Annotated in this window: 27 protein-coding genes; 14 read left to right on the top strand and 13 right to left on the bottom strand. The window is 69.5% G+C overall.

The window, feature by feature from the left end; translation table 11 throughout:
• Positions 1-57: 57 nt before the first annotated feature.
• The 4 genes from PSH25_RS18295 to PSH25_RS18280 form a co-directional block, all read right to left on the bottom strand.
• Positions 58-369: an STAS domain-containing protein gene (locus PSH25_RS18295; protein WP_238660235.1), complete on the bottom strand. Its 312-nt coding sequence runs from the start codon at positions 367-369 to the stop codon at positions 58-60.
• A gap of 431 nt (positions 370-800) precedes the next feature.
• On the bottom strand, positions 801-1718 hold the full coding sequence (locus PSH25_RS18290; protein WP_238660234.1) for a manganese catalase: 918 nt from the start codon (positions 1716-1718) through the stop codon (positions 801-803).
• Between the two features lie 124 nt (positions 1719-1842).
• Complete coding sequence (locus tag PSH25_RS18285; RefSeq protein ID WP_238660233.1) at positions 1843-3261, bottom strand: M20/M25/M40 family metallo-hydrolase; 1419 nt, start codon at positions 3259-3261, stop codon at positions 1843-1845.
• A complete protein-coding gene (locus PSH25_RS18280; protein ID WP_238660232.1) occupies positions 3251-3628 on the bottom strand; it encodes an STAS domain-containing protein in 378 nt (125 codons plus the stop codon). Before PSH25_RS18280 ends, PSH25_RS18285 begins: the two co-directional genes overlap by 11 nt.
• Positions 3629-4063: 435 nt before the next feature.
• Here PSH25_RS18280 and PSH25_RS34020 point away from each other — a divergent pair, with 435 nt between their 5' ends.
• On the top strand, positions 4064-4516 hold the full coding sequence (locus tag PSH25_RS34020) for a DUF6766 family protein (RefSeq protein ID WP_308193689.1): 453 nt from the start codon (positions 4064-4066) through the stop codon (positions 4514-4516).
• Positions 4517-4925: 409 nt separating this feature from the next.
• The gene (locus tag PSH25_RS18270; protein ID WP_238660230.1) at positions 4926-6101 is read left to right on the top strand and encodes an epoxide hydrolase family protein; all 1176 of its coding nucleotides are present in this window, start codon (positions 4926-4928) and stop codon (positions 6099-6101) included.
• 100 nt (positions 6102-6201) lie between these two features.
• Here PSH25_RS18270 and PSH25_RS18265 read toward each other — a convergent pair whose 3' ends face one another.
• From PSH25_RS18265 to PSH25_RS18255, 3 genes are all read right to left on the bottom strand, one after another.
• Positions 6202-7665 carry a glycoside hydrolase family 76 protein gene (locus tag PSH25_RS18265; RefSeq protein WP_238660229.1) on the bottom strand — a complete coding sequence of 488 codons (1464 nt, stop codon included), beginning with the start codon at positions 7663-7665 and terminating at the stop codon, positions 6202-6204.
• A gap of 295 nt (positions 7666-7960) precedes the next feature.
• Positions 7961-8746, bottom strand: coding sequence for an NAD(+)/NADH kinase (locus PSH25_RS18260; RefSeq protein ID WP_238660228.1), 786 nt, complete (start codon positions 8744-8746; stop codon positions 7961-7963).
• Between the two features lie 47 nt (positions 8747-8793).
• Positions 8794-10074 carry a glycosyltransferase gene (locus PSH25_RS18255; protein WP_238660227.1) on the bottom strand — a complete coding sequence of 427 codons (1281 nt, stop codon included), beginning with the start codon at positions 10072-10074 and terminating at the stop codon, positions 8794-8796.
• Positions 10075-10267: 193 nt separating this feature from the next.
• Here PSH25_RS18255 and PSH25_RS18250 point away from each other — a divergent pair, with 193 nt between their 5' ends.
• Positions 10268-11107, top strand: coding sequence for a GntR family transcriptional regulator (locus tag PSH25_RS18250; protein WP_238660226.1), 840 nt, complete (start codon positions 10268-10270; stop codon positions 11105-11107).
• A 370-nt stretch (positions 11108-11477) separates the two neighbouring features.
• Positions 11478-11756, top strand: coding sequence for a hypothetical protein (locus PSH25_RS18245; RefSeq protein ID WP_238660225.1), 279 nt, complete (start codon positions 11478-11480; stop codon positions 11754-11756).
• Positions 11757-11842: 86 nt separating this feature from the next.
• Here PSH25_RS18245 and PSH25_RS18240 read toward each other — a convergent pair whose 3' ends face one another.
• On the bottom strand, positions 11843-12322 hold the full coding sequence (locus tag PSH25_RS18240; protein WP_238660224.1) for a GNAT family N-acetyltransferase: 480 nt from the start codon (positions 12320-12322) through the stop codon (positions 11843-11845).
• Positions 12323-12392: 70 nt separating this feature from the next.
• Between PSH25_RS18240 and PSH25_RS18235 the strand changes: the two genes are divergently transcribed.
• Both PSH25_RS18235 and PSH25_RS18230 read left to right on the top strand, forming a co-directional pair.
• Positions 12393-13274, top strand: coding sequence for a LysR substrate-binding domain-containing protein (locus tag PSH25_RS18235; RefSeq protein WP_238660223.1), 882 nt, complete (start codon positions 12393-12395; stop codon positions 13272-13274).
• Between the two features lie 105 nt (positions 13275-13379).
• Positions 13380-13682, top strand: a complete 303-nt coding sequence (locus PSH25_RS18230; RefSeq protein WP_238660222.1) for a DUF427 domain-containing protein — start codon at positions 13380-13382, stop codon at positions 13680-13682.
• A gap of 114 nt (positions 13683-13796) precedes the next feature.
• On the opposite strand, the gene PSH25_RS18225 is transcribed toward PSH25_RS18230, so the two are convergent.
• On the bottom strand, positions 13797-14759 hold the full coding sequence (locus PSH25_RS18225; protein WP_238660221.1) for a zinc-dependent alcohol dehydrogenase family protein: 963 nt from the start codon (positions 14757-14759) through the stop codon (positions 13797-13799).
• Positions 14760-14840: 81 nt separating this feature from the next.
• Here PSH25_RS18225 and PSH25_RS18220 point away from each other — a divergent pair, with 81 nt between their 5' ends.
• The gene (locus PSH25_RS18220; protein ID WP_238660220.1) at positions 14841-15410 is read left to right on the top strand and encodes a TetR/AcrR family transcriptional regulator; all 570 of its coding nucleotides are present in this window, start codon (positions 14841-14843) and stop codon (positions 15408-15410) included.
• 276 nt (positions 15411-15686) lie between these two features.
• Here the strand turns inward: PSH25_RS18220 and PSH25_RS18215 are convergent, their stop codons facing one another.
• Positions 15687-16523 carry a helix-turn-helix transcriptional regulator gene (locus PSH25_RS18215; protein WP_238660219.1) on the bottom strand — a complete coding sequence of 279 codons (837 nt, stop codon included), beginning with the start codon at positions 16521-16523 and terminating at the stop codon, positions 15687-15689.
• A gap of 283 nt (positions 16524-16806) precedes the next feature.
• On the opposite strand from PSH25_RS18215, the gene PSH25_RS18210 reads away from it, so the two are divergent.
• From PSH25_RS18210 to PSH25_RS18190, 5 genes are all read left to right on the top strand, one after another.
• Positions 16807-17586: an SDR family NAD(P)-dependent oxidoreductase gene (locus tag PSH25_RS18210; protein WP_238660218.1), complete on the top strand. Its 780-nt coding sequence runs from the start codon at positions 16807-16809 to the stop codon at positions 17584-17586.
• A gap of 440 nt (positions 17587-18026) precedes the next feature.
• Entirely contained in the window at positions 18027-18539 is a 513-nt protein-coding gene (locus PSH25_RS18205) for a hypothetical protein (protein ID WP_238660217.1), read from the top strand.
• Positions 18540-18663: 124 nt separating this feature from the next.
• Positions 18664-19182 carry a SigE family RNA polymerase sigma factor gene (locus PSH25_RS18200; protein ID WP_238660216.1) on the top strand — a complete coding sequence of 173 codons (519 nt, stop codon included), beginning with the start codon at positions 18664-18666 and terminating at the stop codon, positions 19180-19182.
• The gene (locus tag PSH25_RS18195; protein WP_238660215.1) at positions 19182-19679 is read left to right on the top strand and encodes a hypothetical protein; all 498 of its coding nucleotides are present in this window, start codon (positions 19182-19184) and stop codon (positions 19677-19679) included. Before PSH25_RS18200 ends, PSH25_RS18195 begins: the two co-directional genes overlap by 1 nt.
• A 117-nt stretch (positions 19680-19796) precedes the next feature.
• On the top strand, positions 19797-21161 hold the full coding sequence (locus PSH25_RS18190; RefSeq protein WP_238660214.1) for a BNR repeat-containing protein: 1365 nt from the start codon (positions 19797-19799) through the stop codon (positions 21159-21161).
• Between the two features lie 175 nt (positions 21162-21336).
• On the opposite strand, the gene PSH25_RS18185 is transcribed toward PSH25_RS18190, so the two are convergent.
• Positions 21337-22152 (bottom strand): alpha/beta fold hydrolase, encoded by an 816-nt coding sequence (locus PSH25_RS18185; protein WP_238660213.1) that lies wholly within the window; start codon positions 22150-22152, stop codon positions 21337-21339.
• 54 nt (positions 22153-22206) lie between these two features.
• Between PSH25_RS18185 and PSH25_RS18180 the strand changes: the two genes are divergently transcribed.
• Positions 22207-22611: a winged helix-turn-helix transcriptional regulator gene (locus tag PSH25_RS18180; RefSeq protein ID WP_238660212.1), complete on the top strand. Its 405-nt coding sequence runs from the start codon at positions 22207-22209 to the stop codon at positions 22609-22611.
• 149 nt (positions 22612-22760) lie between these two features.
• On the opposite strand, the gene PSH25_RS18175 is transcribed toward PSH25_RS18180, so the two are convergent.
• Together PSH25_RS18175 and PSH25_RS18170 are read right to left on the bottom strand one after the other, a co-directional pair.
• Positions 22761-23042: a hypothetical protein gene (locus PSH25_RS18175; RefSeq protein ID WP_238660211.1), complete on the bottom strand. Its 282-nt coding sequence runs from the start codon at positions 23040-23042 to the stop codon at positions 22761-22763.
• A 113-nt stretch (positions 23043-23155) separates the two neighbouring features.
• Positions 23156-24385 (bottom strand): PucR family transcriptional regulator, encoded by a 1230-nt coding sequence (locus PSH25_RS18170; protein ID WP_238660210.1) that lies wholly within the window; start codon positions 24383-24385, stop codon positions 23156-23158.
• A gap of 229 nt (positions 24386-24614) precedes the next feature.
• On the opposite strand from PSH25_RS18170, the gene PSH25_RS18165 reads away from it, so the two are divergent.
• Positions 24615-24919, top strand: a 305-nt coding sequence (locus PSH25_RS18165; protein ID WP_238660209.1) for a dihydrodipicolinate synthase family protein, incomplete at its 3' end; no start/stop codon positions are given.

The following is a 24919-nucleotide window of genomic DNA, read 5'->3' as shown; positions in this document are numbered from 1 at the left end:
CAAAAATCTCCCTCGGTAGTTGCTGGTCCAGTGCCCAGCTGGGAGTCAACTTACGCATCACCCGAGCAGCCAGCTGAGCCCAGTGATCTGCAGGACCCGCCGGACCATCCCGTTCGCGCCCCGCACCGACAGCCGGCACCCACGGGCATCGGCCCGGTTGCGCGCCTGCACGAGCACGTTGGCCCCGGCCGCGCTGAGGAACGTCACCTCGCTGAGGTCGCAGCATACCCGCGCGTGGCTGTCCACCGCCCCCAGGAGGGCGCCGCGCAGCAGGTCCACGGTGTCGAGGTCGACGACACCGGCGGCACGGATGAGGACGTCGCCCGCCTCGGCCGGCCCAGGCACCACGGGCTGGGCGCGCCAGGACACAGTCAGCAGTGTCGCCCCGTCGGGCCCGGCCACCGTCGCCGAGAGGTCGAGAGTTCGGTCGGCTGACGCGTTCGAAGAGGGCAGCGGCCTCGGCGGTTCGCGTGCGGGGGGCGTGAACTGCCTGGACTGGGAACGTGGGGGCCACGACGGTTTCTCGGTCGGCACGATGCTCCCATCAGAAGAACTGACGGGCACGCGGCTTGACCCGCGACAAGTCTATAGGCCCTCATGACTGCCGGTCGACCAGACCAGACCCATCCGACGAGGACGAAGTGCGGGGTGGCCGACCCGCCACGCCCCAGTCCTCCGGTGCACACATCCGGCAGGGTCGCCTCATCGTCGGTCGAGGCGTGTCGCCCCGCCGCTGCCACCGAAACCGCCCGGCCCGGTCTCCTGCCCGCGGAGACCGGGCCCGGGCCCGTACGACCCGGTCAGTCGAGGGCGTCCTTCACCTTCTTGACCACGTTGCTCATTCCTTGGGCGTGTGCTCCGGCGGCGTCGCCGGTCATGCCGGGGCCGCGTGAGCCGTCATAGGTGGCGTACAGCTTGGGGTCGGGCGGCGGGGGCAGGGCCGTGTCGTCGGTAAGCGGCACCGGCTGCGCAAGGTAGGTGAGGTCGGGGCCGCCGATCAGACTCGGCCCTTGTGCCCAGCGGCCCTCGCCGGCCTGGCTGTCGGTGCCGAAGCTCCAGAACGTGTGGTTGTGGTCCTTGTTCTCCTCGTCGAAGTTCGAGTTCTCGATGCCGTGGTCGGCGTAGCCGTCGGCGATGAGTTGCTCGATGCCGAGCAGCCACTGCTGCTGGTGATAGGTGTCGCGGGCGAGGTTGAACCGCAGCATCTCCTTCACACCCGGGTCGTCGGTCATGTTCATCACCCGGCTGGTCTGCAGCCGGCTCTGCGCTTCCGCGGCCACGTTGGAGCGGAAGTCCGCCAGGAGGTTGCCGCTGGCGACGATGTAGCCGGCGTTCCATGGGACGCCCTGGCTGTCTCGAGGCAGTGGGCCGCCCCCGCCGACGATGGCGTGCTGCGGGTTCATACCACCGATGACCGCGGCCAGCACCGGGTTGGCGGCGACGGCCTTCTCCGTCGTCTCCGCCGGAGCACCCTCCAGGAGCCGGGCGAGCATGGTCGTGAGCATCTCGACGTGGCCGATCTCCTCGGTTCCGATGTCCATGATCATGTCTTTGTACTTGCCGGGGACCCGGCAGGTCCAGCCCTGCCAGAGGTACTGCATCATCACGGTCATCTCGCCGAACTGCCCGCCCAGGATCTCCTGTAGCTTCGCCGCGAACAGGGCGTCGGGCTTCTCGGGCTTGGCCTGGAATTGCAGATGTCGGTCGTGGCTGAACATGGCGGCCTCCTGTTGACGAACGAGCGCGCCGCCCGTCGGCGACGTGCTCGCCGCATCCCCACCCCGTCGGCCCGTCGGTGCCACACCGCGGCCTCCGGGGGCCACCACGTCATTACCAGGACGTTCAGACCTCGCCGCCTGGCTCCTGTCCCGAGACCGTGGTCAGATCCGTCCCGGCCAGCCGGGACCAGAACCGGGCCAGGGTGGCCGCGCCGGCCAGCAACACGTCCACGGCGACGCTCTCGTCGCTGTCGTGCCAGCGGTCCTCGGGCAGGCCGGTGCCGAAGAACAGCACCGGTGCGTCGAGCTTGCGGGCCAGCAGCTCTGCGGGCCCGCCACCGGCGTTGGCCATCCGCCCGACGACGGGTCGGCCGAAGCCGTCGCGCATCGCCTCGGCGAGCACCCCGACGGCAGGATGATCCGCTGGAGTCCGATACGGCTCCTGCGCGGTCTCCTCGGAGATGGTCAGCTCGTACTCGACGCGGTCGCTGATGGTGTCCGCGACCCACCGACGCAGTTGTGCCGCCACGTCGGCGATCCGCTGGTCCGGCACGGTACGGATGCTCAGGCTGGCCGTGGCGACCGCGGGCACCGCCGCGCGGGAGACGCCGGTGATGTCACCGGCGGCGACGGTGAGCACCTCGGCCGCGGGGCGGGTCCAGAGCCGTTCGAGGACGCTGTAGCCGTCCTCCCCGCCGATGCTGCGGGTCTCCGAACGGGCCAGCCAGTCCTCGTCGCGGTACGGCAGCGCGGCGAGTTCCTCGCGGAAGCGCTCCGGCGGATCGACCACGTCGTCGTAGAAGCCGGGCAGGGTGACGCGGCCCTTGTCGTCGTGCAGTGCGGCGAGCAGCTTGCTCAGCTCGATCGCCGGGTTCGGGGCCGGCCCGGAGACCGCGCCGCTGTGCACATCGCGTAACGGCCCGTACACCTCGATCTCGGCGCTGATCATGCCGCGCAGGCCCATGCATACGGCTGGGTGCTCGCGGTGCCACAGCAGCGTGTCGGAGAACAACACCAGGTCGGCGGTGGGTCGATGCTCGTCGAGTAGGTCCGACAGCTGCGTCGAGCCGGTCTCCTCCTCGCCCTCGATGAGCAGCTTGATGTTGACCGAGGGCGCGCTGCGCCCGCTGGCCGCCAGGTGGGCCCGCAGACCCCACAGGTGCGCGAGGACCTGACCCTTGGCGTCGGACGTGCCCCGGCCGTAGATGCGCCCGCCGCGTTCCGCCGGTTCGAACGGCGGGGCCTCCTCCCACTGCTCGTCCTTGGCCGCCCGGACGTCGTGGTGGCTGTAGACCAGCACGGTGGGCGCGCCCGGGACGGCGCACCACTCGGCGTACACGGCGGGTGCGCCGTCCCGGTTCCACACCTGCACCACCGGGAACCCGAGGTCGCGCAGGGTGCCAGCCAGCCAGTTCGCCGACCGGAGCACCTCGATCTCGCGCTCCGGCAGCCCGGCGACCGATCGGATCCGCACCCACCCGGTGAGTTCCTCGACCAGGTCCTGGCGGTGCGCGTCGAGGTAGGCGTGGATGTCAGACGTCACGGATGCCTCCAATGGGTGGGGGAACGGTCATGGGTCTCGCCGCGGACTCAGGTGTCCGGCATGTCCTGCCGAACCGGAAGCTCCGCAGGGCGCCGGTCGTGGCGAGGATGTAGGTGACGCACGGCGCGGGGTCACGCAGGAGGACGGCGGCCCTGGCGTCGGTGGCGATGTCCTGGGCCTGAAGCAACGCGCTCACGGCGTGTGCGCCGAAGAACCTCACCCTGGACAGGTCCAACGCGATCACCGGCGCAGGCTGGCGGCACACGAACTCCACCAGCTCGGTGAGCAGGTGTGCGTTGCTCATGTCGATCTCACCCGAGACGGTGATCAGTTTGGCCAAGCCCTCGTCGGTCAAGGTCAATGACATGATCGGCTCACGGAGCCTGTCGCGGTCCGGTGCGGCGGCAGGCCGAGGGCTTCGGCCGGTGCGAGGTATGCCGTCGGTCAACATGGCGCCTCCCCTTTCCGTGGGGCTGCCCGCCGTCGGGTGCGAATCTGCGGAACGGCGGGCGTTGGAGGGCGCATGTCTCGACCCGGGGTGCTCCCTACCCTCGCGAATCGGCGGTACACGTCCCCAGCTGCCGCAAGTTGCGATGTTCAAGCCCATCACCGAGGGTCTCGCCGCAGGAGTGCTGACTGTCGGTTGCCCGTGGCGGGGCCAGGGGAGGAGTGGCCGGTCTGGGCCAGGCCGCCAACGGGCAATAACCGATCGGGTGATTTCGACGCAGCCGTGCCGGGCCTCGTCTGCGTCGGTTTGGTTTCCCATGGTCCGGGGCACGTTCGTCGACGTTGACCTGTAGAGATGGGGTTTGTCATGGTTGCAGGAGGCAGGACCGCCGGGACACGTTCGTCGGATGGCACAACTGGGCAGAGCGGTCGGCGCTTCGTTCGGCGTGGCCCTGAGGGGCCACCGTTTCGCAAGCCGCGATGGCCGAAGGCGTACGCCTTCGCGCTGGTCACCGGCGCGTTGTTCCTCCTGTCCTGGGTTGGCCAGTTCCTCTTTCAGATGACCGTGGAAAGCAACGAGGCCACCCAGCACGGGCAGGCGTTTTCGTGGGGTGAGTTCCTTCCCCAGTTCTTCTCGTCGACTCTGGAAAATTGGCAGTCCGAGTTTCTCCAGCTGATCTGGCAGGCGGCCGGTCTGGCGCTCTTCTACTACTGGGGCTCGTCGCAGTCGCGGGAGTCGGACGAGCGGATCGAGGCGAAGCTCGACGCTCTGCTCCGCGAGCGGAACCTGGACCCGGAGAACCCGTGACGGCCCGGGTGGCCTTTGGCGGGTCGTCTTTTCGCCTTTGATCGCGGCAACAAGGTGTGGGTGACCAGCCAGCGTTGGCTATCGCCAGCGCGTGGGCGGCTCTGCGACGGTGAGCTTGACGTCATAGCCTGGGCCAAGCTGTGGCGCGGTTCGCGACAAGCGCCCCGGTCAGGCCCCGGCCGGTAAGAAAACCCCGTCCGGGGCCGCCCGCCTAGTCCGCGGACGGCGTCACCCAGGAAGGACGGCGCCATCACCGGATGGGATCGTCAACACGCCCTGAACTGCCGCCCGCCGGGCGGTTACCGCTGGTGATGCAGGCAGAGGTGTAATGATCCGTCCGTGACACCAGCACTTGGCGCGGACGGCGGTACCGTCGCCGTCCGCAGCGCGGTGAGGCGGTGACGCCCCGATGACCTCCTCGCAGGAACCGGCGAGTATCGAGCCGTTCCGGGTGCAGGCGACTGCGACGGAGCTGGAGGACCTACGCGCGCGGCTGCGCGCGACGCGCTGGCCGGACGCCCCGGAGGATGCCGGGTGGTCGCTGGGCACGGACATCACCTATCTGCGCGAACTCGTCCACTACTGGGCGGAGGAGTTCGACTGGCCGGCGCAGGAGACCGCTCTCGCGCGCCTGCCACGCTTCCGCACGCGGGTCCGGGACCTGGGCATCTCGTTCATCCATGCGCGTGCCGTCGCGCCGGTGGGGCCGGTGCTGCCGTTGGTCCTCTGTCACGGTTGGCCGGACTCGTCGTGGCGCTACGAGAAGGTGGTGCCCCTGCTCACCGACCCCGGCACGCACGGCGCGGACCCGGCCGACGCCTTCGACGTGGTCGTGCCGGACATGCCGGGGTTCGGGCACTCGGACCGACCTGCGGGAGGACCCCTCGACTCGATCGGGGTCGCCGGGCTGTGGGCCGAGCTGATGACCGCGCTGGGGTACGCGACGTTCGGTGCCGTAGGAGGCGACATCGGCAGCTCGGTGAGCCGCTACCTCGCCCTGGATCATCCCGATCGGGTCGTCGCTGTGCACCGGATGGAGGCCAGTCTCCCGGTTGTCGCCGCCGTTGATCTCGCACCCGAGGAGCGGGCCTGGCTCGACGTCGCCGCCGCGTGGCAGGCCAGCGAGGGCGCGTACGCCGCGATGCACCGCACCAAGCCGCAGACCGCCGCCGTGGGACTGACCGACTCACCCGCCGGACTGGCCGCGTGGATCGTCGAGAAGCTGCGGTCGTGGAGCGACTGTCACGGTGATGTCGAGCAGAGCTTCACCAAGGACGAGATCCTCACGCTGCTCACGCGCTACTGGTTGACCGGAACGATCGGCTCGTCGATGCGCATGTACGTCGCCAACGCCGCGATCCCACCGGAACAACACGCCCGCAGGGTCGAAGTACCGTCCGGCTTCGCGCTCTTCCCCGGCGACACGCTCCACCCGCCGCGCGCATGGCTCGAGCGCACGGCCAACGTCGTGCGCATGACCGCGCTCGACAGGGGCGGCCACTTCGCGCCCTTCGAGGAGCCCGAGCTGTACGCGCAAGAGCTGCGCGAATTCTTCCGTCCCTACCGCTCGGCCGGGCGAACCTGACCAGGCCCGCGTGGGCTAGCACCGAGGACGGAGCACGGGGCAAGGCCGCAGACGGCCTCCGGCTCAACGATCGGCCGCCGGCTTTCTCGTGCCCGTCCGGCTACGGGGCGGCGTTTAGCAGGTCCACCGCGATGTGCTGGCGGGCCGCGTCCGTGACGTCGACCGGTCCGGCCCAACGCAGGCCATAGGTGTCCAGCGCGGTGCGGTTGTTGGCGAATGCCGTGTCGGCCTGCAGCCGCAGATAGCCGGTGTACGGATGGTCACCGAGCGCGGCGTTGAGCTGGCCGAGCCCACGGACGTGTGGGCCCTTGAATGATGCGCCGTCGGCCCCGCAGTTGTTGTTCGGCTCGCACGGATCGCGCAGGATGCCTCCGGAGTTGAGCTGGCTGCTGGTGGTAGCGGCGTTCGCGATCTGCCGGGCCCGGGTCAGCAGCGCCGCGTCGCCGGTGGCGCGGTGCAGCTCGGTCAACCCGGCCAACAGCACACCCTGGTTGTACGACCACACGGTGCTGCCGTTGTTGCGGCAGGTGGACAGGCTGATCCCGTCGTTCACCAGGTTCGAACTGTTGATCATGCCGGTTCCCTGGAACCAGGCCCACTCCTGCCGCGCCCGTTGGAGATAGGCGGTGTCGCCCGGGATGCGGTTGTGCAGCGCTGCGGTCACCTGCAGGTAGAGGCTGTTGGCGATGGCTGCCTTGTAGGCCCGGGCGGTGCTCCACCAGATGCCGCCCCCGCACCGGGTGTCCCAGTAGGCGCTCATGTGATCGGCGGCGGCGCGGGCGGTGGCCAGGTAGCGCGCCTCGCCAGTGAGGTCGTAGGCGGCGATCCAGGCCATGGCCCACCAGCCGGTGTCGTCGAGGTACTCGTTGCGGAACTGGCCGAGCCACTTGTTGACGTTGCGGTCGTAGGTGTTGGCGATCGCGTACCGGTAGCTGCCCATCCCGCTCACCCGGATGTTCTCGATCACGGCGGTGAGCGCATTAGCGGAGTTCCACCAGCCGGTCGTGTCGAACAGGCCGGTGTCGAGGTTGTAGCTCATCATCAGCCCGGTGGCGGCGGCGGTCCGGCGGTTGCTGGCGTTCCAGGTCGACCGGGCCCACGCGGTACAGGTCGTCTCGGGCCGGTCACCGGCCTTGCCGCAGGCGCGCAGCGCCCCGACGCGGTAGGTGGTCCAGTTGTCCACGTTGTACATGGCGGTGCGGCCGGTCCCGACGCCGGTCGGGATCGGAGTCAGGCCGAGCCGGCCGTCGGCGGCGAAGGTACGGCCGCCGTCGAAGGACCGCTCAAGCCACGTCTGGTCACCGGAGTTGCCGTTGCCGATGACGGACCAGGCCATGGCGTCGGTGTCGTTGAAGTGCAGCGAGATCTGCCGGCCGTAGATCGTCGCGGTGACCGGGACCCGGTCGGACGGCGCCAACGCGGCGTCACGACCGTCGCAGTGCCGGTTGCAGATCACGGCCAGGGCGGCGGGAGCGGCAGTCGCCGGGGCGGGCGTCGCCGTGACGCCTAACCCGGCGAGCACGCCGGCGGCCAACAGGGCGGTGAGCCGGGAGAGCGCCAGCATGCTTCCTCCGGGAGTCAGCGGGGGGACGTAGCGTCGTCGGCCCTGCACTCCGCATTCAGCGACGTGCCGGGACCGTAGGTGAACATTCGAGAACGTCCGCCTGTTCGGCCTGCACGCCGCTGCTGGCAAAGCAGATACTAATAGTAATGGACATCAATGTCTAGATGGTCCGCCTCGGCCAGTTCGCGCCGGCCGCCCACGACGTCACACCAATCCGCGACGGCCTCACCGCGGCGGCCGGGCCGGGGTGCTGCCGAGAGTGACGGCGATCGTGGGGAGGCGTGAGCCGTGAAGCTCAGACCGAACCGGCCTCGTTCGCCGGCAGGTGCAGGTGTTGTAGGTCCTCCGGGATCGGTAGGTCCGGGCGGTAGACCAGCAGCGGGGGCTGGTTGTCGGTGTCGGCGCGGGCGGCGGGAGCGTCGGCCAGCGAGAACTGGTCCCGGAGTTGGCCGAAGAAGTCGTCAACGTCCGCGACGATGAGCTTCGCGCGGCGTCGGGCAGGGTAGACGGCGACCCAGTCGCCGGGGTCGAGGATTCCGTGTACGCGGCCATCGACGACGACGGCGACCTGACCCGATCGTGGAAGCACTTGGACACCCACGGGTTCGTCCGGCGCGGTGACCATGCTGCGGTTGAACGCCATGTGCGGGGCGACCGGGGTGAATACGAGGGCATTGAGGCGCGGCGACAGGACCGGTCCGCCTGCCGCGAACGAGTACGCGGTGGAGCCCGTCGGCGAGGCGACCATGACGCCGTCGGCGGAGTAGGTGGCGAACAGCCGCCCGGACAGGTACACCGCCACGCTGGTCTGCCGGTCCCGGCCGAGTTTTTCGAACACGACGTCGTTGAGGGCGCTGAGGCCCAACGGCACACCCCAACCCACCTGGTCGGGCGTGCTCGGGCGGGGGATGGGCGGGGCGGGTGCGGGACCGCGGCCGTAGCGCAGCAGGGTCCGCAGCTCCGGTGGGACCTGCAGCGGGCGCGACGCCCGCAGGGTGAGCAGCATGCGTTGCTGGATGGGTGCGCGGCCGGTCAGGGCGGCGCCGAGCGCCCTCGGCAGGGCGCTGCGGCTGGCTGCCACTCTCACGACGCTGCTCGGCCTGACAAGATGATCCGAGTACAGAGACCCTACTGACCCGGGCGTGTGGCCTGGTGGGCCGTGAGTTCGAGCAGAAGTTCGACGGCACGGTGTGTTCCGCCTTCGGAGCGCACCAGATGTCCAATGTCGGCGGCCCTCCGGGACTTCGTGGTGTCGGATCTCGTCGCTTCGACTGCTTCGATGAGGCGTTCGGCGGTGATCTGCCGCTGCGGGATGGGATCCGGGGCAACGCCGATGGATCGCATTCGCTCGGACCAGAACGGCTGGTCACCGGTGAAGGGGCAGATCACCTGTGGGCGTCCGGCGAGCAGTGCGGCGGCTGTCGTTCCTGCTCCGCCGTGGTGGACGATCGCCGCGGTGCGGGGGAGCAGCCAGTCGTGCGGAGCGTCGTCGACGACGTGGACCGAGTCGGTGTTCGAGCCTGCCATTGCGATTCCGCCGGCGCCGGTTGCGACAACGGCTCGCAGTCCGGTTGTCTGGACCATCTGGTGGACCATCTCGCCGATCGCCTCGGGGTTCTGGCCTCGCATGCTGCCGAAGCCGACGTAGATCGGCGGTGCTCCGCTGTCGAGGAACCTGGCCAGGGCGGGCGACGGTCCCTGGCCCTCGCTGGCGAGGGTCCAGTATCCCGTGACGGGCGCGTGACCGGGCCAGTCGGCCGGCCGCGGCAGGACGTGGCGACTGAACGCCTGCAGTACGAAGGCGGGGCCTCCGTCGGGGCGGCGGAACGGGTCACCGGATCCACGCCGAGACCTCAGTCCGAGTCGTGCACGCCAGTGCTTCCCAACCGGTCCGAGGAGCATCTGAGGTGCGAGCGCGGCCGGTCGGTAGCTCAGCCGGTTGAAGGATCTGGGCAGCCACGTCGGGGCCCACATCGGGCACGGAAAGGAACTGGTCGGAACCCAGTTCGGCTGTAGCGCCACCGGGACTGAGGGGACGCCGAGGGCCTCGGCGAGGTGCTGGCCGGGGAGCATCGTGTGGTGCACAACGACGTCGGTTTGGGCGGGAACGGCCGCGGTGATGTCGTCGAGCACCGCGGCGATGTACTGCCGGGTCCGGCGCACCACCTCGACGGCTGTCCGTTTCGCCGTCAGCCCGCGGTAGTTCGTCGCAAGTGCATCTTGGATGTGGGGCTCGTCGGTGAGCCGGTTCCAGCGGTCGTCGACGGGTGCGAACGGAACGCCGTGGGCGGCGGCGAGCGGCTCGTAACACGCCGGCCCGGCCACCAGTACCTCGTGGCCGGCGTCGGACAGCGCGCGCCCCAGGGCGACGAACGGCTGTACGTCGCCGCGCGTCCCGAACGCGAGCACGAATGCCCTCATGCTGAGACCCCCTCTGTTCGCCCCGTCCCGAGGCCCTCTGAGACCGGGTTCCGTCCTCCGACCTGCCTGAAATTTCAGTTCCGAGCATGCCTGTGGTGGCCGGGCGTGGTCAAGTCCGGTCGCGGAGAGCGCGCGATGTCGCCTGGGGTCGGGGTCGTGGGGCGGGCTAGGGTTTTCTCTTGTGACCGACCAGGGCGCGACGGGGGAGGCTTCGCTGACGCAGCAGGCCTACGCTGCTCTGCGCACCCGCATCGTGACCTGTGAGCTTCCGCCGGGGACGTCGCTCACTGAGCGGGGACTGGCCCGCTCGATTCCGTACGGGCTGACTCCGATTCGTCGGGCGCTCGCTCGTCTGGACCGCGACGGGTTGATCATCACGCTGCCCCGGGCCGGTTACGTCGTGAGCCCTCTCGACGCTCAGGACGTGTCGGAGTTGGTCGAGGCGTGGGATCTCATCGGCCCCGAGCTTGTCCGTCTGGGTTTGGAGCGCCTTTCCGGCGTCGAGGCGCACGAGCTTGCCGGGCTGCTGAGCGAGTGGTCCCCGCCCGATACCGGCGGTGAGTATCAGGTGGAAGCGGTCCTACGCTTCTCCGAGCTGTCGAGGCGTGTCTTCCAGCTCCTGGCCATCGCCAGCGCGAACCGCTGGTTGCGCTCAACCTTCGATCAGCTCTCGGACCAGATGTCGCGCCTGTGGGTCACCCTGCTCAAGGGCCGCGAAGTCCCCGAACAGCTACAGCAGCTCATCGACCGCTGGAACCGACACGTCGCGGGCCGGCAGCCCGAAGAGATCGCCGAGTACCTACCGCAGTTGATCAGAGACAGTGGCCGAGCGGCACGTGACCTGTTCGACCACCGCGCGACGACACCTGCCGATCCATCAGGCCCGACCACCGGTCACCCGACTGGCCCTGTCAACAACGTGACGAGTCAACACACCAAGCCCCAACCCGCCGGGCCCCCAACGGACGACGGCTCAGCGTCGAACCTCAGCCAATCTCCGGAACGACGGCTGCCTCAGTAGGGCGGCGGCCGGCAACCCGGAGTTCCTCTGCGGGCTGGTGCTGCGGGGGCCGGCTGGGGTGCCAGCGTCGGCACCCGACAAGGCACAGGGCCGGCGGTTCACGATTCGTCAGCGGTCGGCGACTGACCGCGCACCTGGCCTTGCCGGTAGCCTCGATCTCATGGCTACCGTGATGCGGAGGATGTCGCCCACGGCGGTCGTTGCCGTTGGTGTGCTCGCTGTCCTGACGTCATGTTCGGCGGATTCTCCGGCTGGGTCCGGCACCGAGTCGTCGGCACCCGACGGCGCATCGACTCCAACCCAGGCGGCCACACCGTCACCGTCACCGAGCGGGCCGTGCGCTGACGGGACGTGCCAGATCGAGGTCGCCGTGGGCGACGTCGTGGCCGTGCCGGAGAGGTATGGCCTCGGGCCGATCGAGGTAACAGGGATCACCGCCGCCGCGGTCGAGATGGTCGCGCCTCTGACCGGGTCCGGTTACAGCGTTTCGGGCTGTTCCGGTGGCGGCGGCGTGTCGTCGCAAGGCGGCGGCGGTGTCGAAATGAGCTGCCAGGCGGGGACCGTCGCGACCATAAACGACGCCATGCGCTTTGAGGTGGTCAAGATCAGCGGCACTGGCGCCGTCCTGCGTATCCAACCGGCCGGGTGACGTCTGGCGCCTCAGCTGGCAGGGGAGCGGGGCCAGAGCCGTTCGTCGGCGTGCACCCGGAAACCGATCGGCGCCAGGCCCGACCCTCAGAGCACCATCCGCATGAAGACGTCGGCGCGAGCGTACGGCGGTAGCGGGATCTGTTCCGGGCTGACGTGCGTGAAGCCGGCGGATTCGTAGAGGTGCACCGCGTTGGGGAGCTTGGTGCTGCTGCCCAGGAACAGGGTGGACGCGTTGAGCGTGCGGGCCCGGTCGATCGCCGCCTGGATCAGCTGCCGGCCGATGCCCTTGCCGCGTACCGCCGGGGTCACGGCCATCTTCGACAGCTCGAAGACGTCATCCGAGCTGCGGACCAGAGCGACACAGCCGACGATCTTCCCGTCGTCGCGGACGATCAGCACGTCGCCACCCGGGTCGACGATGGCGGCGAAAGGGTCGTCGAGGGTTCTGCGGTCCGACTCCTCGATGACGAAGAAGCGGGAGATCCATTCCTCGTTCAACGTCCGGAAGGCGTCGGCCTCTGCGGCGGTCGTCATGGACGTGATGGTCAGCGTGCTCGAGGTCATGCACCAATCGTCACATCGCTGCTATCCAAACGTCCAATATCTCGTTCTGAGGGATCCGTATTGTTGAAGTATGGAACCCGAGTTGCGCCACCTGCGCTACTTCGTCGCGGTCGCCGAGGAGCTGCACTTCAGTCGGGCCGCGGTGCGGCTGCGAATGGCCCAACCGCCGCTCTCGCAGCAGATCCGTCAGCTCGAGGCAATGATCGGTACGCCGCTGTTCGTTCGCACCTCCCGGTCGGTGGCGCTGACGCCCGCGGGGGAGGCGTACCTGGAACGGTGCCGGCGGGTGCTGGCCACCGTGGTCGATGACGTGCACGAGGCGGGCCGGATCGGGCGCGGGGAGCAGGGGCGCTTCGACATCGGTTTCGTCAGCTCGGCGATCCAGCTCGGGCTGGCTGCGCCGATCCGTCGTTTCCGCGAGCGTCATCCGGCCGTCCACCTGCGCCTGCACGAGGCGTACACGGCGCACATCATCGACCGGTTGCTGACCGGCGAGGTCGATCTCGGCGTGGTCCGGGACGCGGAAGACCACGACGAACTGGTCGCCACCGCGTTCGCCGTCGAGTCCTTCGTCGCCGTCCTGCCGGCCGAGCATCCGCACGCGGGCGATCCGGCGATCGATGCCGCAGCGCTGCGGCACGACCCGTTCGTCTTCTTTCCGAGGCTGGCCGGCGAGCGGGCCTACCAGCGCAATCTCCGGCCGTGCCTGGAGGCCGGCTACACCCCGCGCATCGTCCAGGACGCCAGCAGCTGGGCCACGGTGGCTCACCTGGTCGCGTCTGGTCTCGGGGTGACGATCGCCCCGGCGAGCGTGTCCGCCGTGGTGCCTTCTTCGGTACGCGTGCTGCCGCTGACCGGCACCGGGGCCACCACCGAGGTGCAAATCCTGCGTCGTCGGGGTGACGACCGGGTCACCTCGACGGGCTTCGGTACCGAGGGTGGGCCGGCCTGATCTCGCGTCAGCTTGTGGCGCTCTCAGCCCTGCCGCCGGGGCCTCGTACCCGCCGCCGGCTAGCTTAGGTATACCAACCGATTTCCTTAAGAGGGTGAGTGAGTCATGCAGGCCTCCATCAACGGGACTGTCGTCGCCGACGCGCCCGAATCGGACCTGATCAGCATCGAGGGCAACTACTACTTCCCGCCCTCGGCACTCAAGTCCGAGTTCTTCAGCGACAGCGCGACGCCCTACAACTGCCCCTGGAAGGGCGACGCCCAGTACCACGACGTGACAGTGGGCGACGCGACCCATCACGACGCCGCATGGAGCTACCCCCACCCGTACCCCGCCTCGTTCGAGCGGGTCGGGCGCGACTACAGCGGCTACGTGGCCTTCGACAAGTCGATGGTGACGGTCGGCTGAGCGACCACCGCGGACGACGGGCCTCCCTCGAACGGAATGCGCAGCGGGAAGGTCTTGATCTCGGCGACGGCCCACCTTGGCTCCCAGTGGCGGTGGGCCCTGCACGATCCGTGCCTACGGAGTGAGGACGATTCTTCCGAAGACCTCGCCGGCGTCCATCTTCTGGTGCGCCACCACCGCCTGCTCCAGCGGCAGGATCTCGTGCACCACGGTCTGGAGCTCCCCACGATCGGCGGCGGCGAACTGCTCCACTCGTACGGCTTGTCGAGCGGCCTCCGTCACCGTCGCCGCGCTGAAGGTGGCGAACGACATCGATTTCTGGAACGCGGCCATCAACCTCGTCCCGAAGTCCGCGGGTGGCTGGCCGCCGACCGCGCCGACGGCCACGAGCCGGCCGTTGGGGTTGAGTCGGTCGAAGAACGCGGGCATGCCCGGACCCGCGACGACGTCGATGATGACGTCGTAGCCGGTGGGATCGTCCGCACCTCCTGCCCCGGAGCGGTCCAGCAGGTGGGTCGCACCAAGGCTACGGAGTCGACGGCCGCGCTCAGGCGACGAGGTCGTGACCGCGACGGCACCGGCACCACCGCCGACCGCGAGCTGCACCGTCATGATCCCGATACTGCCGGCCGCGCCACGTACCAGGACCGTCTCGCCTGGCGAGAAGTGCGCGTGAGCGAGGCCGAAGTGAGCCACGACCCCGGAGCTGCCGAGCGTCACGGCGTCGACCGCGGAGAGGCCCGCCGGCAGGGGCAGAACCTCCCCGACCGGGGCGACCGCCTGCTCGGCATATCCGCCGCCCGTACCGGTGAAGGCCCAGACGCGTTGCCCGACCCACGCGGGGTCGACGCCGTCGCCCACGGCCGTGACCGTGCCGGCAACCTCGCCGCCCGGGATGTGACCCTCGCGGAAGCCGTACGCGGCGAGAGCACCGCTTCGAATCAGGACGTCGGCGCCAGCTACGCCGACCGCCTCGGTGGTGATCAACACCCTCCCGGGAGCGGGCACCGGGGCAGGAAGGTCGACCACCGCCAGCCCGCGCGGATCGCCGAACTCCCTGATCGCCACTGCCTTCACTGTTCGTCACCCTTCCCAAGCCAGCCCTGCGGACGCCCGAACGGTAGTGGACGCATGCGTCCGTTTAGCTAGAGTGAGAGAGTGAGCGGCCATTTGACTCAAAACCTGCGGTCGGACGCGCTGGACAACCGTGAGCGGATCCTCGACGCCGCCCGGGCGGTCTTCGCCGCCGAAGGCATGGACGTGCCGATGCGCGAGATTGCCCGGCGCGCGGGAGTCGGCCCCGCCACCCTCTACCGCCGGTTCCCCACCAAGCAGGCGTTGGCCACGGAGGCGTTCGCGGACCAGATGAACGCGTGCGTCGCCGTCGTCGACGAAGGGCTCACCGACCCGGATCCCTGGCACGGCCTCTGTCTGGTGATCGAGCAACTCTGTGAGCTGCAAGCCCGGAGCCGAGGTTTCACCGCGGCGTTCACCTCGGCATTTCCCCACGCCGTGGATCTCGCCGCGAAGCGCGAAGCCGCCCTCGCCTCGCTCGCCGACCTGATGCGCCGGGCCAAGGGCACCGGCCACCTGCGGCCTGACGTGGCCCTGGACGACCTCGTCCTCATGCTGATGGCCAACGGTGGCCTGCACGCCACCTCGACGAACGCCCGGGTCGCCGCCTCTCGACGCTTCGCCGCACTCACGATCGAGGCGTTTCGCGCCTGATCGGCACCCGGGAGCCTGCCGCTGAGGCTCACCCGCTGCTGCCCAAGTGCTGCCCGGCGTCGGTCCGCCCCGGCTCGCCAGGCCGGTGTCTCCCTGCTGTTGCCCGAGTCGGCTTCCAGGGGCGCCGGGATGCGTCGTAGCAGCCCGCTCAGCAGGCGCTGTTCGTCGGCCCACAGCGAGGCGACCGCGGTCCGTTCCGCGTCGGTTCTCAGGCTCATCGCCTGCCGCCAGCGGTCGCGACCTTCGGCGGTGATCTCCACCTCGCCGCTTCGTCGATCATGCTCCTTGCGCACCCCTGTCCGCCGTGGTCAGAAGCCGGGCCAGGCGACGGGCGTCCTCCGAGCCGGCGGTGGGGTGGTAGATCACCAGGCCCTGTTCGGGTATTCCGGCGACGGCCAGACGCTCCAGGTGCAGCCGCAGGGGCCCCGCGACGGGGTGTTGCAGCAGCGCGAAGTCGGTGTCGCGCGCGACGACATCGTGCCGGTCCCACAACTGACGGAAGCTCTCGCTGCGTTCCGACAGCTCGGTGACCAGCGCCAGGAAGTCGGGGCGGGCCGCGCCCCGGCCGACGGAGTCCCGCACGACCGCGACGAAACGTCGCGCCGTCGTCTGCCAGTCCCGGTAGAGGTTCCGCTCCGAGTCGACGACGAAGAACGACCACAGCCGGTTCTTCCCGGCCACCAGCTCCGGGGAGATCCGGAAAGCGTTGTCGTTGGCGGTGAGGACGTCGAAGTTGCGGCCGGTAACGAAGGCGGGCAGGGGCAGGAGCCGGACGAGGTTCTCGACGCTGGCCGGCACCTGTTCGCCGGTCGGCGACCCAGGGTCGGCGTTGGTCGTCGCCGGTGTCGCCAGGCTCGTCAGGTAGGCGGTGGCCGCGTCGTCGAGGCGCAGTGCCCGTGCCAGCGCCCCGACGACCTGGAGTGAGGGTGTCCCGCCGCGCCCCTGCTCCAGCCGCAGGTAGTAGTCAGCGCTGATGCCCGCCAGCAGGGCCACTTCCTCGCGTCGCAGACCCGTCACGCGTCGTCGACCAGTCCCCTCGGGCAACCCGACGTCACCCGGACGCAGCTGCCCCCGGCGTGCCCGTAAGTATCCCGCGAGCAGGTCTTCGGCCATATCGTCGATGCTAGTCACGCACCAGGGAGCGGGCGGACAGCACCGCCCGGTCGCCGATGCCTGGTAATGCCGATACCAGGAAGAACGCGGCACTGCCTACCTCGTCGCCGACGGGTGATTCTGCTGGGTGCGGCGTCCACCCCACCGGCGACGTCGCGTGCCGGACGACGGCCGGAACGTCCACGTGGCGCATGAGCCCCGAGCGGGTTCGCCGGTCCGCATCCGGGCCCGCCGACAACAGGCCGCCGGCCGTGGGCACCACCAACTGGAAGGGAGATCCGTCATGAGCAAGTTGGCACTCGTCACCGGCGCCACGTCGGGCATCGGCAGGGCATTCGCGGAACGGCTGGCCGGGTTGGGCTACGACCTCATCATCGTGGGGCGCCGCGAGGATCGCCTGGAGGAGTTTGCCGCCACCCACCCGGAGGTCGCTGTCCGCGGTGTCGCGGCAGATCTCTCCACCGACGACGGGATCGACACCGTCGCCCAGGTCTGTGCAACCGAGGACATCACGCTGCTGGTGAACAACGCCGGCGTCGCGCACTACATGCCACTGGCGGACCTGTCCGCCGAGAAGGCCCACGAGCTGGCCCACGTCAAGATGGTGGCGCCGACGATGCTCACCCGGGCGGTCGTGGGCGGCATGCAGGCCCGCGGTGAGGGCACCATCATCAACGTCGCCGGCATGATCGCCTTCAGCGGTCCCGCGCCGAGCTCGGTGATGCCGCGTCGCGCGGTCTATGCGGGTGGGCTGGCCTTCGCCGTCGCCATGTCGCAGACGCTCTGCGCCGAACTCGAGGGCACCGGTGTCCGGGTCCAGGTTCTGTGCCCGGGCGTGGTGGCCACCGAGTTCCATGAGCGTCAGGGCATGGACCTGAGCGCCCTACCACGGATGAGCGCCGACGATGTCGTCACCGCCAGTCTGCGCGGGCTGGAGCTGGGCGAGGTCGTGGTGGCGCCGGGTGTGGAGGACGCGGGTCTGCTGAACGCGGTCTTCGCTGCGGATCTGACCGCCTTCAACGCGCAGAGCCCGGAGCTGGCGTCCCGGTACCGCAGCAACTGACGGCTCGACGCCCGGCCCATCCGCGACGTCCAAGCGGACCACGGCGTGGTGCGGCGGCAGGCCCGAGACCGGGATCGTTGAGCGGCCAACGCCGGATGACAGCGGTTCGGGACGCTTCCCGGCCCGCCGCCCGCACCGTCCGACCGGGTTCGCCGAAAGATTTTGGAGAAAGTTTCTGGTTGACGGCAACCTTCGGGCAGTGGATCGCATGTACCCGGATGTAAGTGACGACCGCCACGATCCATAGGGGTCCAGGAATGTCTGCACGTCCACTTCTGCTGCTGCCCGTTGCCGCCGTCCTGTTCGCACTTTCGGCCTGCGGCTCCACGCCGGCACCTGGTCCTAGCCCAACCGCATCCGCTCCGACGTCGGCCACTGGCGTCGTCAGTGCGTCGCCCGCGGTGGCTACCCCGGCGGCCGGGGTTGCCGACTGTCCCTCGGTGACGACCCTGCAGACCCTGGTCGAGCTGCCGAAGGGCTGGTCTCTTGCGGAGGTGAAGTGTTTCAAGGGCTGGGCGACGGCGGATCCGCAGGGCCCGACCGTCGATGACGGTGTCTACCTGTTCCACTACGTGGCCGGCACGGGCTGGAAGTACTACGACCAGGGCAGCGATTGGGACTGCAAGGATCTCGGTCTCAGCGAGCCGGCGCCGTTCTGCGTCTCGGAATCGGTGGAGACGGCGCCGAAGCCGGCGAACAGCACGGCCACGAGTGCCAAGTGCCCTTCGGCGAAGACTCTCGAGAGCCTTGTCGAGCTTCCTAAGGGCTGGACGTTCGGCAGTGTCCAGTGTGTCAAGGACTGGGCGGGAGCCGATCCGCAAGGCCCGACCGCTGGTGACGGCGTCTACCTGTTCCACTACAAGGCCCCCACGGGTTGGAAGTACTACGGCGACGGCAGCGGATACGACTGCAAGGATCTCGGCCTCACTGAGGCGCCGTTCTGCATCTACTGACCGGGGTGACCGCGGTCGCGCGCTGTGGCGCACTCCCGCTACGTTGTGCACCACAAACAACCGGCCGCATCGACGCCGCCGCTGCTCGAAGGACTTTGCGGTACGTGGAGGGGACGAGCGGGGCATGGCGGACTCCATAGACGATCTTTTCTGTGCGTTCGTTCGGACCCGCTCGCCAGCGTTGTTGCGGACGGCGTTCCTGCTGACCGGTGACCGGCACCTCGCCGAGGACCTGGTGCAGGATGCGCTGGCCCGCACTCATCGGGGCCGGCGCCGGCTGGATGATCCGGGGCACTTCGAGGCGTACACCCGCACCGCCATGTACCACCAGCATGTGAGCTGGTGGCGGCGCCGTAGGGTAGCCGAGTCCCTGCCCGGGGAACTGGCCGATGTGGTTCAGCCGGGCAGTGACCATGCTCGCCGTACCGACCTCAAGCTTGCCCTGCACCAGGCGCTCGCCCAACTCACCCAGCGGCAACGGGCCGTGCTGGTGGCGCGCTTCTTCGAGGATCGCAGCGAGGCCGAGACGGCGGCTCTGCTGCAATGCTCGGTCGGCACGATCAAGAGTCAGACCAGCAAGGCACTGGCCCGCATGCGGGAGATAGCGCCCGAGCTGCTCTCGGCCGTCATGGAGGAGGCCTGATGACCGACAACCTCGGGCCGCTGCGTCAGGCCATGTCCGATCTGAGTGAGCACGGCGGCACCGCCGACATGTACGAGCGGTCCCTGCGCAGGTCGCGGCAGTCGCAACGGCGGATAGCGCTCGCCACCGGCGCCGCGGCCACGGCGGTGGTGTTCGCCGTCGGCGGTACGGTCGCCCTGGCCGCCAGCCACCGGCCCGACCCTCCGACGCCACCCGCGTCCACCCGCACCAGTGACGGACCCCGGAGTCCCGACTGTCCGTCGACGACGACCCTCGGGACCCTTGTCGAGCTGCCGGCGGCCTGGGCCTTCGCTTCCAGGCCAGTGGAGTGCGTCGAGGCTTGGGCGGCGGCAGACGTGGAGCGTCCGGCCGCCGGCGGCGTCATCTACCTGTTCCATTACACAGCCGGCACGGGTTGGCGGTACCACGATCAGGGACCGGGATGGAACTGTGCGGACCTCGGCCTCACCGAGCCGGCGTCGTTCTGCACTTCCTGATCGCCTCACCCGGGGCAATCTCCGCAGCTGAGGACCGCCGTGAACCCGATACCTCATCCCATCTACCGATATCCATAAACTGCGGTTGAGCACGCGGTCACCACGAGAGGATCTTCGATGACGGTCTTGAAACGTTACAGGGCGGGTGCGGCGCTGGTCGGGTTCCTGCTGGTCGCCACCTCCAGCTCACCGGCCTCGGCGGCGTCGCCGACGGTGAATGCGCCGACCACGACCACGCTGACCACCCAGGGCCGGACCGCGGAGAGCTACACGGGCCTGATGAACGGCGAGTCCTTCCAGCAGGACGGCATCGTCTCGCACCGCCGATGGCAGTACGCGGCGTTCTGGGACGAGCAGGGCTACGTCAACGTCTCCCGGCGTCCGACGAACGGCACGTGGCAGACCATCCGCCTGACGGACTACCGCACCACCACCACCGATTCACACAACGTGATCAGCCTTGGGCTCTCGCACGAGGACGGAAGCATCCACCTGTCGTTCGACATGCATTCCCAGCGTTTCCGCTACCGCAAGTCGGTGGCCGGCATCGCCACCTCACCGGACACCGCCACCTGGTCACCGGCCATCTTCGGGGCCGTGCAGAGCAGCCTCGCCGGACGCGACATGGCGGTCATGACCTATCCGCAGTTCACCACCATGCCCGACGGCAGTCTGCAACTGACGATCCGTACGGGGGAGAGTGGGAACGGCAACCAGGTCCTGTTCGAATATCGGGCTGGTGTGTGGAGTTTCGTCGGCAAGATCATGAATGGCACCACGCTCGGCAACAATGCCTACCTGTTCGGGTTCCAGTACGACGGACAGGGCGTGCTGCACATGACCTGGACCGTGCGGGAGACCATGGACGCGAGCACCAACCACGACCTCTACTACGCGTACAGCACGGACCGGGGCCGAACGTGGCGCGGTGGTTCGGGTGCGCTGATCGGCACCGCCGACTCCAGCCCGATCTCGACGACCAGCGCCGCGGCACGGTTCTGGACCATCGGACAGAACCGCGGCCTGATGAATCAGGAATCGCAGACCGTCGACTCGGCGGGCAACGTACACGTCCTGGCCTCCCACCTGCCGCCGTCGGCGCCCAGTGACGCCGTCTTCACCCGCGCCCGCACCAGCGCCGTGCTCGTCCACTACTGGCGTGAGGCGGCGACCGGCCAGTGGCGCCAGCGGATCCTCGGCTACCAGGCGGGCGTCAGCCGCGGCGACATCGGCGTCGATTCCCAGGACAACCTGTTCGTGGTCAGCGCCGCCTCGAACACGGGCGTGTTGCAGGTCGCGACCGCGTCCCGAGCGTCGGTCTGGTCGGACTGGGCCGTGCGTTACCGGTCCACGGCGACCTTCACCTCCGATCCGCTGCTCGACCACCGCCTGCTGAAGTCCAACAACATCGCCAGCGTCTTCGCACCGCACCAGGGCGGCAGCCGGATCGACGTCCTGAACTTCACCAGTGCCGGGAACTGACTGACCCGGCCAGCGGTGGCCACGAGCGGGAGCGGGCCCGGGTTCCCGCTCGTGGCGTAGTCAGCGCGTGATCCGGGCGGGTGCCCCGGCCGCCGGCTCGTCGGGGATCGACGTTCCCGCGGGTCGAGCCGCGGTGCGTGACCGCCGAACCACTCACCCGGATGCTGCCGCTCGGCTAACGGGACGTGGCGGAGCCGGTGAGGAGCAACTGCGCGACGGCGTCCGGGCGATCCAGTGGCACGAGGTGGCCGCTGTGGGGAATCAGCTCACCAGTCAGGTCATCGGCGATGGGGGTGAGCTGCCGGTAGAGCAGGTCGCCGACGGTGTTGCCGCCGACGGCCAGGGTGGGCGGGCTCAGCCGGCCGGCCGCGGAGATCGCTGCCGCGTTCTGCTCGGCGGCGCGGTAGTAGCCGAAACCGCAGCTCAGCGCCTCACGGCCGGTGTACGCGCCGACGAAGGCGTCTCGGATTTCCGGGGGCACACCCCGACGTTCGAAGGTGCCGGCCGTGAGGAACCAGTCGAGGTATTCGGCCTCGTGGCCTTCGAGCACCGTCTCGGCCAGCCCAGGAGCGGAGTGGAAGCCGAACCACCACGGTGGTGCCGGGAAGCCGCCGGGCAGGCCAGGCAGTGTCGCCTCCACCAGCACCAGGCGGCGCACCCGGGCCGGGTGCAGGGTGCCGAGCAGGAAAGCGGCGGGCACGCCCGCGTCCAAGGCCACGACCTCGGCCTGCTCGACCCCCAGCGCGTCGAGCAGGCCGAGCATGTCACCGGCGCCGGTCACCGCGTCGAAGCCGTCCGCCGCGCGAGCGCTGTCGCCGAGCCCTCGCAGGTCTGGTGCGATGACGCGGCGCCGCCCGCCGAGCAACGGCAGCACCTCGCGCCAGACCTGCCAGGTGTGCGGCCAACCGTGCATCAGCAGCACCGGCGGGCCCGCGCCGTCCAGGGCGACGTTCAACTCGGTGCCGTTCGTCCGGATCCTGCGCAACTCCATGTGTCGCCCCCTGCTGGTTACCATTGGTTACCTGCTAAACATGGGAGACGCCTGATGGCTTGGCAAGACGGCACTTTCGCGCCACCTGGTGAGCCCGGGGTAACCGGGGACCTCTTCAGCCCGGCCTGCCCGACCCGGCAGCTGCTCGACCGGATCGGCGACAAATGGACGTCCATGCTGATCAAGGTGCTGGCGGAGAACCATCCGGCAGAGCTCGGGTTCGCGGACCTACGCCGCCGCGCCCCCGGGGTGTCGAACAAGATGTTGTCGCAGACGCTGCAAAGCCTCAGTCGCGACGGCCTGGTCACCCGCCGGGTCGAGGCGAGCGTGCCACCCCGCGTCTACTACACGCTCACCAGCCTGGGTCTCTCCCTGGACGCCCCGCTCGGAGCCGTCCGAGCGTGGGCCGAGCAGCACATCTCAGCCATTGAAGCCAGCCGTCGCAGACCTGCCCAGTAGCGGCGGCTCGCCACGGGGCGGGCTGGGCGGCGGTTCCGGCCGGCTCTGGTCGTCAGGATCGTGACCGATGCGGCGGTGTCGACGGCTGGTGGCCAGCCGACGAAGGGCGGCCACCAGCCGAAACAGCGGGAAAACGGAATCCGCGTCTGTTAGTTTCGCGACTCGGTGTCGGAATTGTTCGCCTCAGCGAGGGGCGAGGCCGCCCGGTCCTGAGCGTCCTCAACCCCGGACTGGGCGCCCTGAGGAGAAACTTCCCCGTCGTAGTTGTAGACCCGCAACTCGGCACCATCGACCTGCCGGTGCTGGCTCGTGTGGATGTAGCGGTGGATCAGCCCATCGATCTCCAGCTCCACCAGCCCAGCATCGTTGGCCGCGTACCGGCTTCCGTCGCGCGGACCACCAATCAGAATCGCATCATCATCTTTCGCCATGTCCGGTATCTACCCACCCCGTTGCCGATCCAATCGGGTGTGCTCCCGGCCACTGGCCTGCTGCCGCTGGGCCTGCGGGCAGCGACAACGTCCGGCCGGCCCGGGCGGCGGGGTCAGGACGTGCGGTAGTGGCCGGTGAGCCGACCGAGCTTCATGGCCAGGTGCAGGCACAGCCGTTCGTTGCCGTCCTTGAGGTCGGTCCCGGCGAGCTGTTCCACCCGTTGCAGCCGGTAGTAGAGGGTGGTCCGGTGCAGTCGAAGCTTCTCGGCGGTGGCGTGCGCGTTGCCCGCCAGGTCGAGGTAGGCCTCCAGGGTCTCCAGCAGCACCTGGTGGGCGTCGTCGCGCAGCAGCCGCTCCAGCCCGGGATGGACGCCCGCGACGTCGAGGTGCTGACTGTCCAGCTGCGACAGCACCCGGTAGATGCCCAGGCCGGCCCAGGAGACCACCCGACCCAGCGCGGGCAGTTGCGTACCGACCCGGGCGGCCTGCGCTGCCTCCTGGTAGGACTCGACCGCGCTGGCCAGCCCGGCGCGCGGCTGGCCGATCCCGGTCACGGTCCGGTCCACCGAGGCCAGGCCCCGGGTCGCGGTGCCCAGCGCCTCGTTGAGGTGCCCGGCCGAGGCTTCCGGCGAGGGGCGGCCGGCTACCCGGTCGCCGCAGACCAGCAGCACCCCGTGGTCGTGCCAGACCAGGTGCAGCGTCTCCCGTACCCCGATCCACCGGCGGGTGGTGACCAGGGCCTGTTCCAGGGCGATGCGGGCCACCTCGTCGGGTTGCCGTCCGCCGGCCGGCACCAGCTGCGCGACGAGCGCGACGGTCGACCCGTCGGCGATCACCACGCCCTCCTCCAGCAGCGCCCGCGCCGCGTGCTCGCGCGCCTGCCGGCTCTCCACCAGCAGGGTGCGGGTGGCTTCGGTCTCCCGCTGTGAGGCGAGCTCGCCGAGCAGGTTCTCCCGGTACAGCGCCAGCGACAGGTCGGTGAAGGGGCCGGTCGCGGTGGCGATGTCGGCGTCGGTCATCGAGCCGTCCGCGTCGATGAACCAGACGAACCCGAGCAGCAGCTCGTCGTGCCGGATCGGCACGCAGACCCTCGCCAGCAGGTCCAGCTCGGTGCACGCGGGGGTGCGGACCGGCGCGTGCGCCGTGAGCACGCCCCGGTCTCGGAACCAGGCGATCACCTCCGGCGTCGTCTGCCGGCGCAGGATCGACGTCCGGCGGACATCGTCCATCGGGCCGTCGTGCTCGCTGTAGGCGACCACCCGCTGTCGGCGGTCCTCGATGAGGGCGGGTCGCCCCACCCGGGCGGCGACGGCGTCGACGATTCGCTGGAGCTCACCGTGCATGTAACTCCCATGGTTGCGCTGCGTGACAGGGATCGCGCGACCGCCAGTCCTTACCCTCCGGTGCCGGTGGGTCATCGCGCAAGGTCCACTGTCGAAGTCACGACAAAAAGAGGTGCGGCACCGCGTCTGTTCCGGCATCTGTCCGAAGACCGGTGGCGGCAGACGTTCCTAGGGTTCCGGTACGAACCGCACCAGCGACGCCGCGTGCGGGTGGGGAGGGGATTGCCGAGTGGGAGTTGGTAGGCCCTGGCGGGGCGTGCTGGTCGCGGTCACCACGCCGTTTCGCGCCGACCTGTCGGTCGACTTCGACCGGCTCCAGGAACACGTCAGTTGGCTCGCCGCCGAGGGGTGCCACGGGGTCGCGCCGTGCGCGTCGATGGGGGAGTACCAGGCCCTCTCCGACGACGAGCGGGCCGCCGTGGTCAAGGCGACGGTGGAGGCCGCGCCGTCGGGCTGCGCCGTGGTGCCCGGCGTCGGCGGCTACGGCAGCAGGCAGGCCCGCCGCTGGGCGGAGCAGGCCGCCGAGGCCGGTGC

This window comes from Micromonospora foliorum (genome assembly GCF_022229015.1).
Taxonomy (GTDB): Bacteria; Actinomycetota; Actinomycetes; order Mycobacteriales; family Micromonosporaceae; genus Micromonospora; species Micromonospora foliorum.
This window is presented reverse-complemented; position numbering and strand designations above follow the sequence as displayed.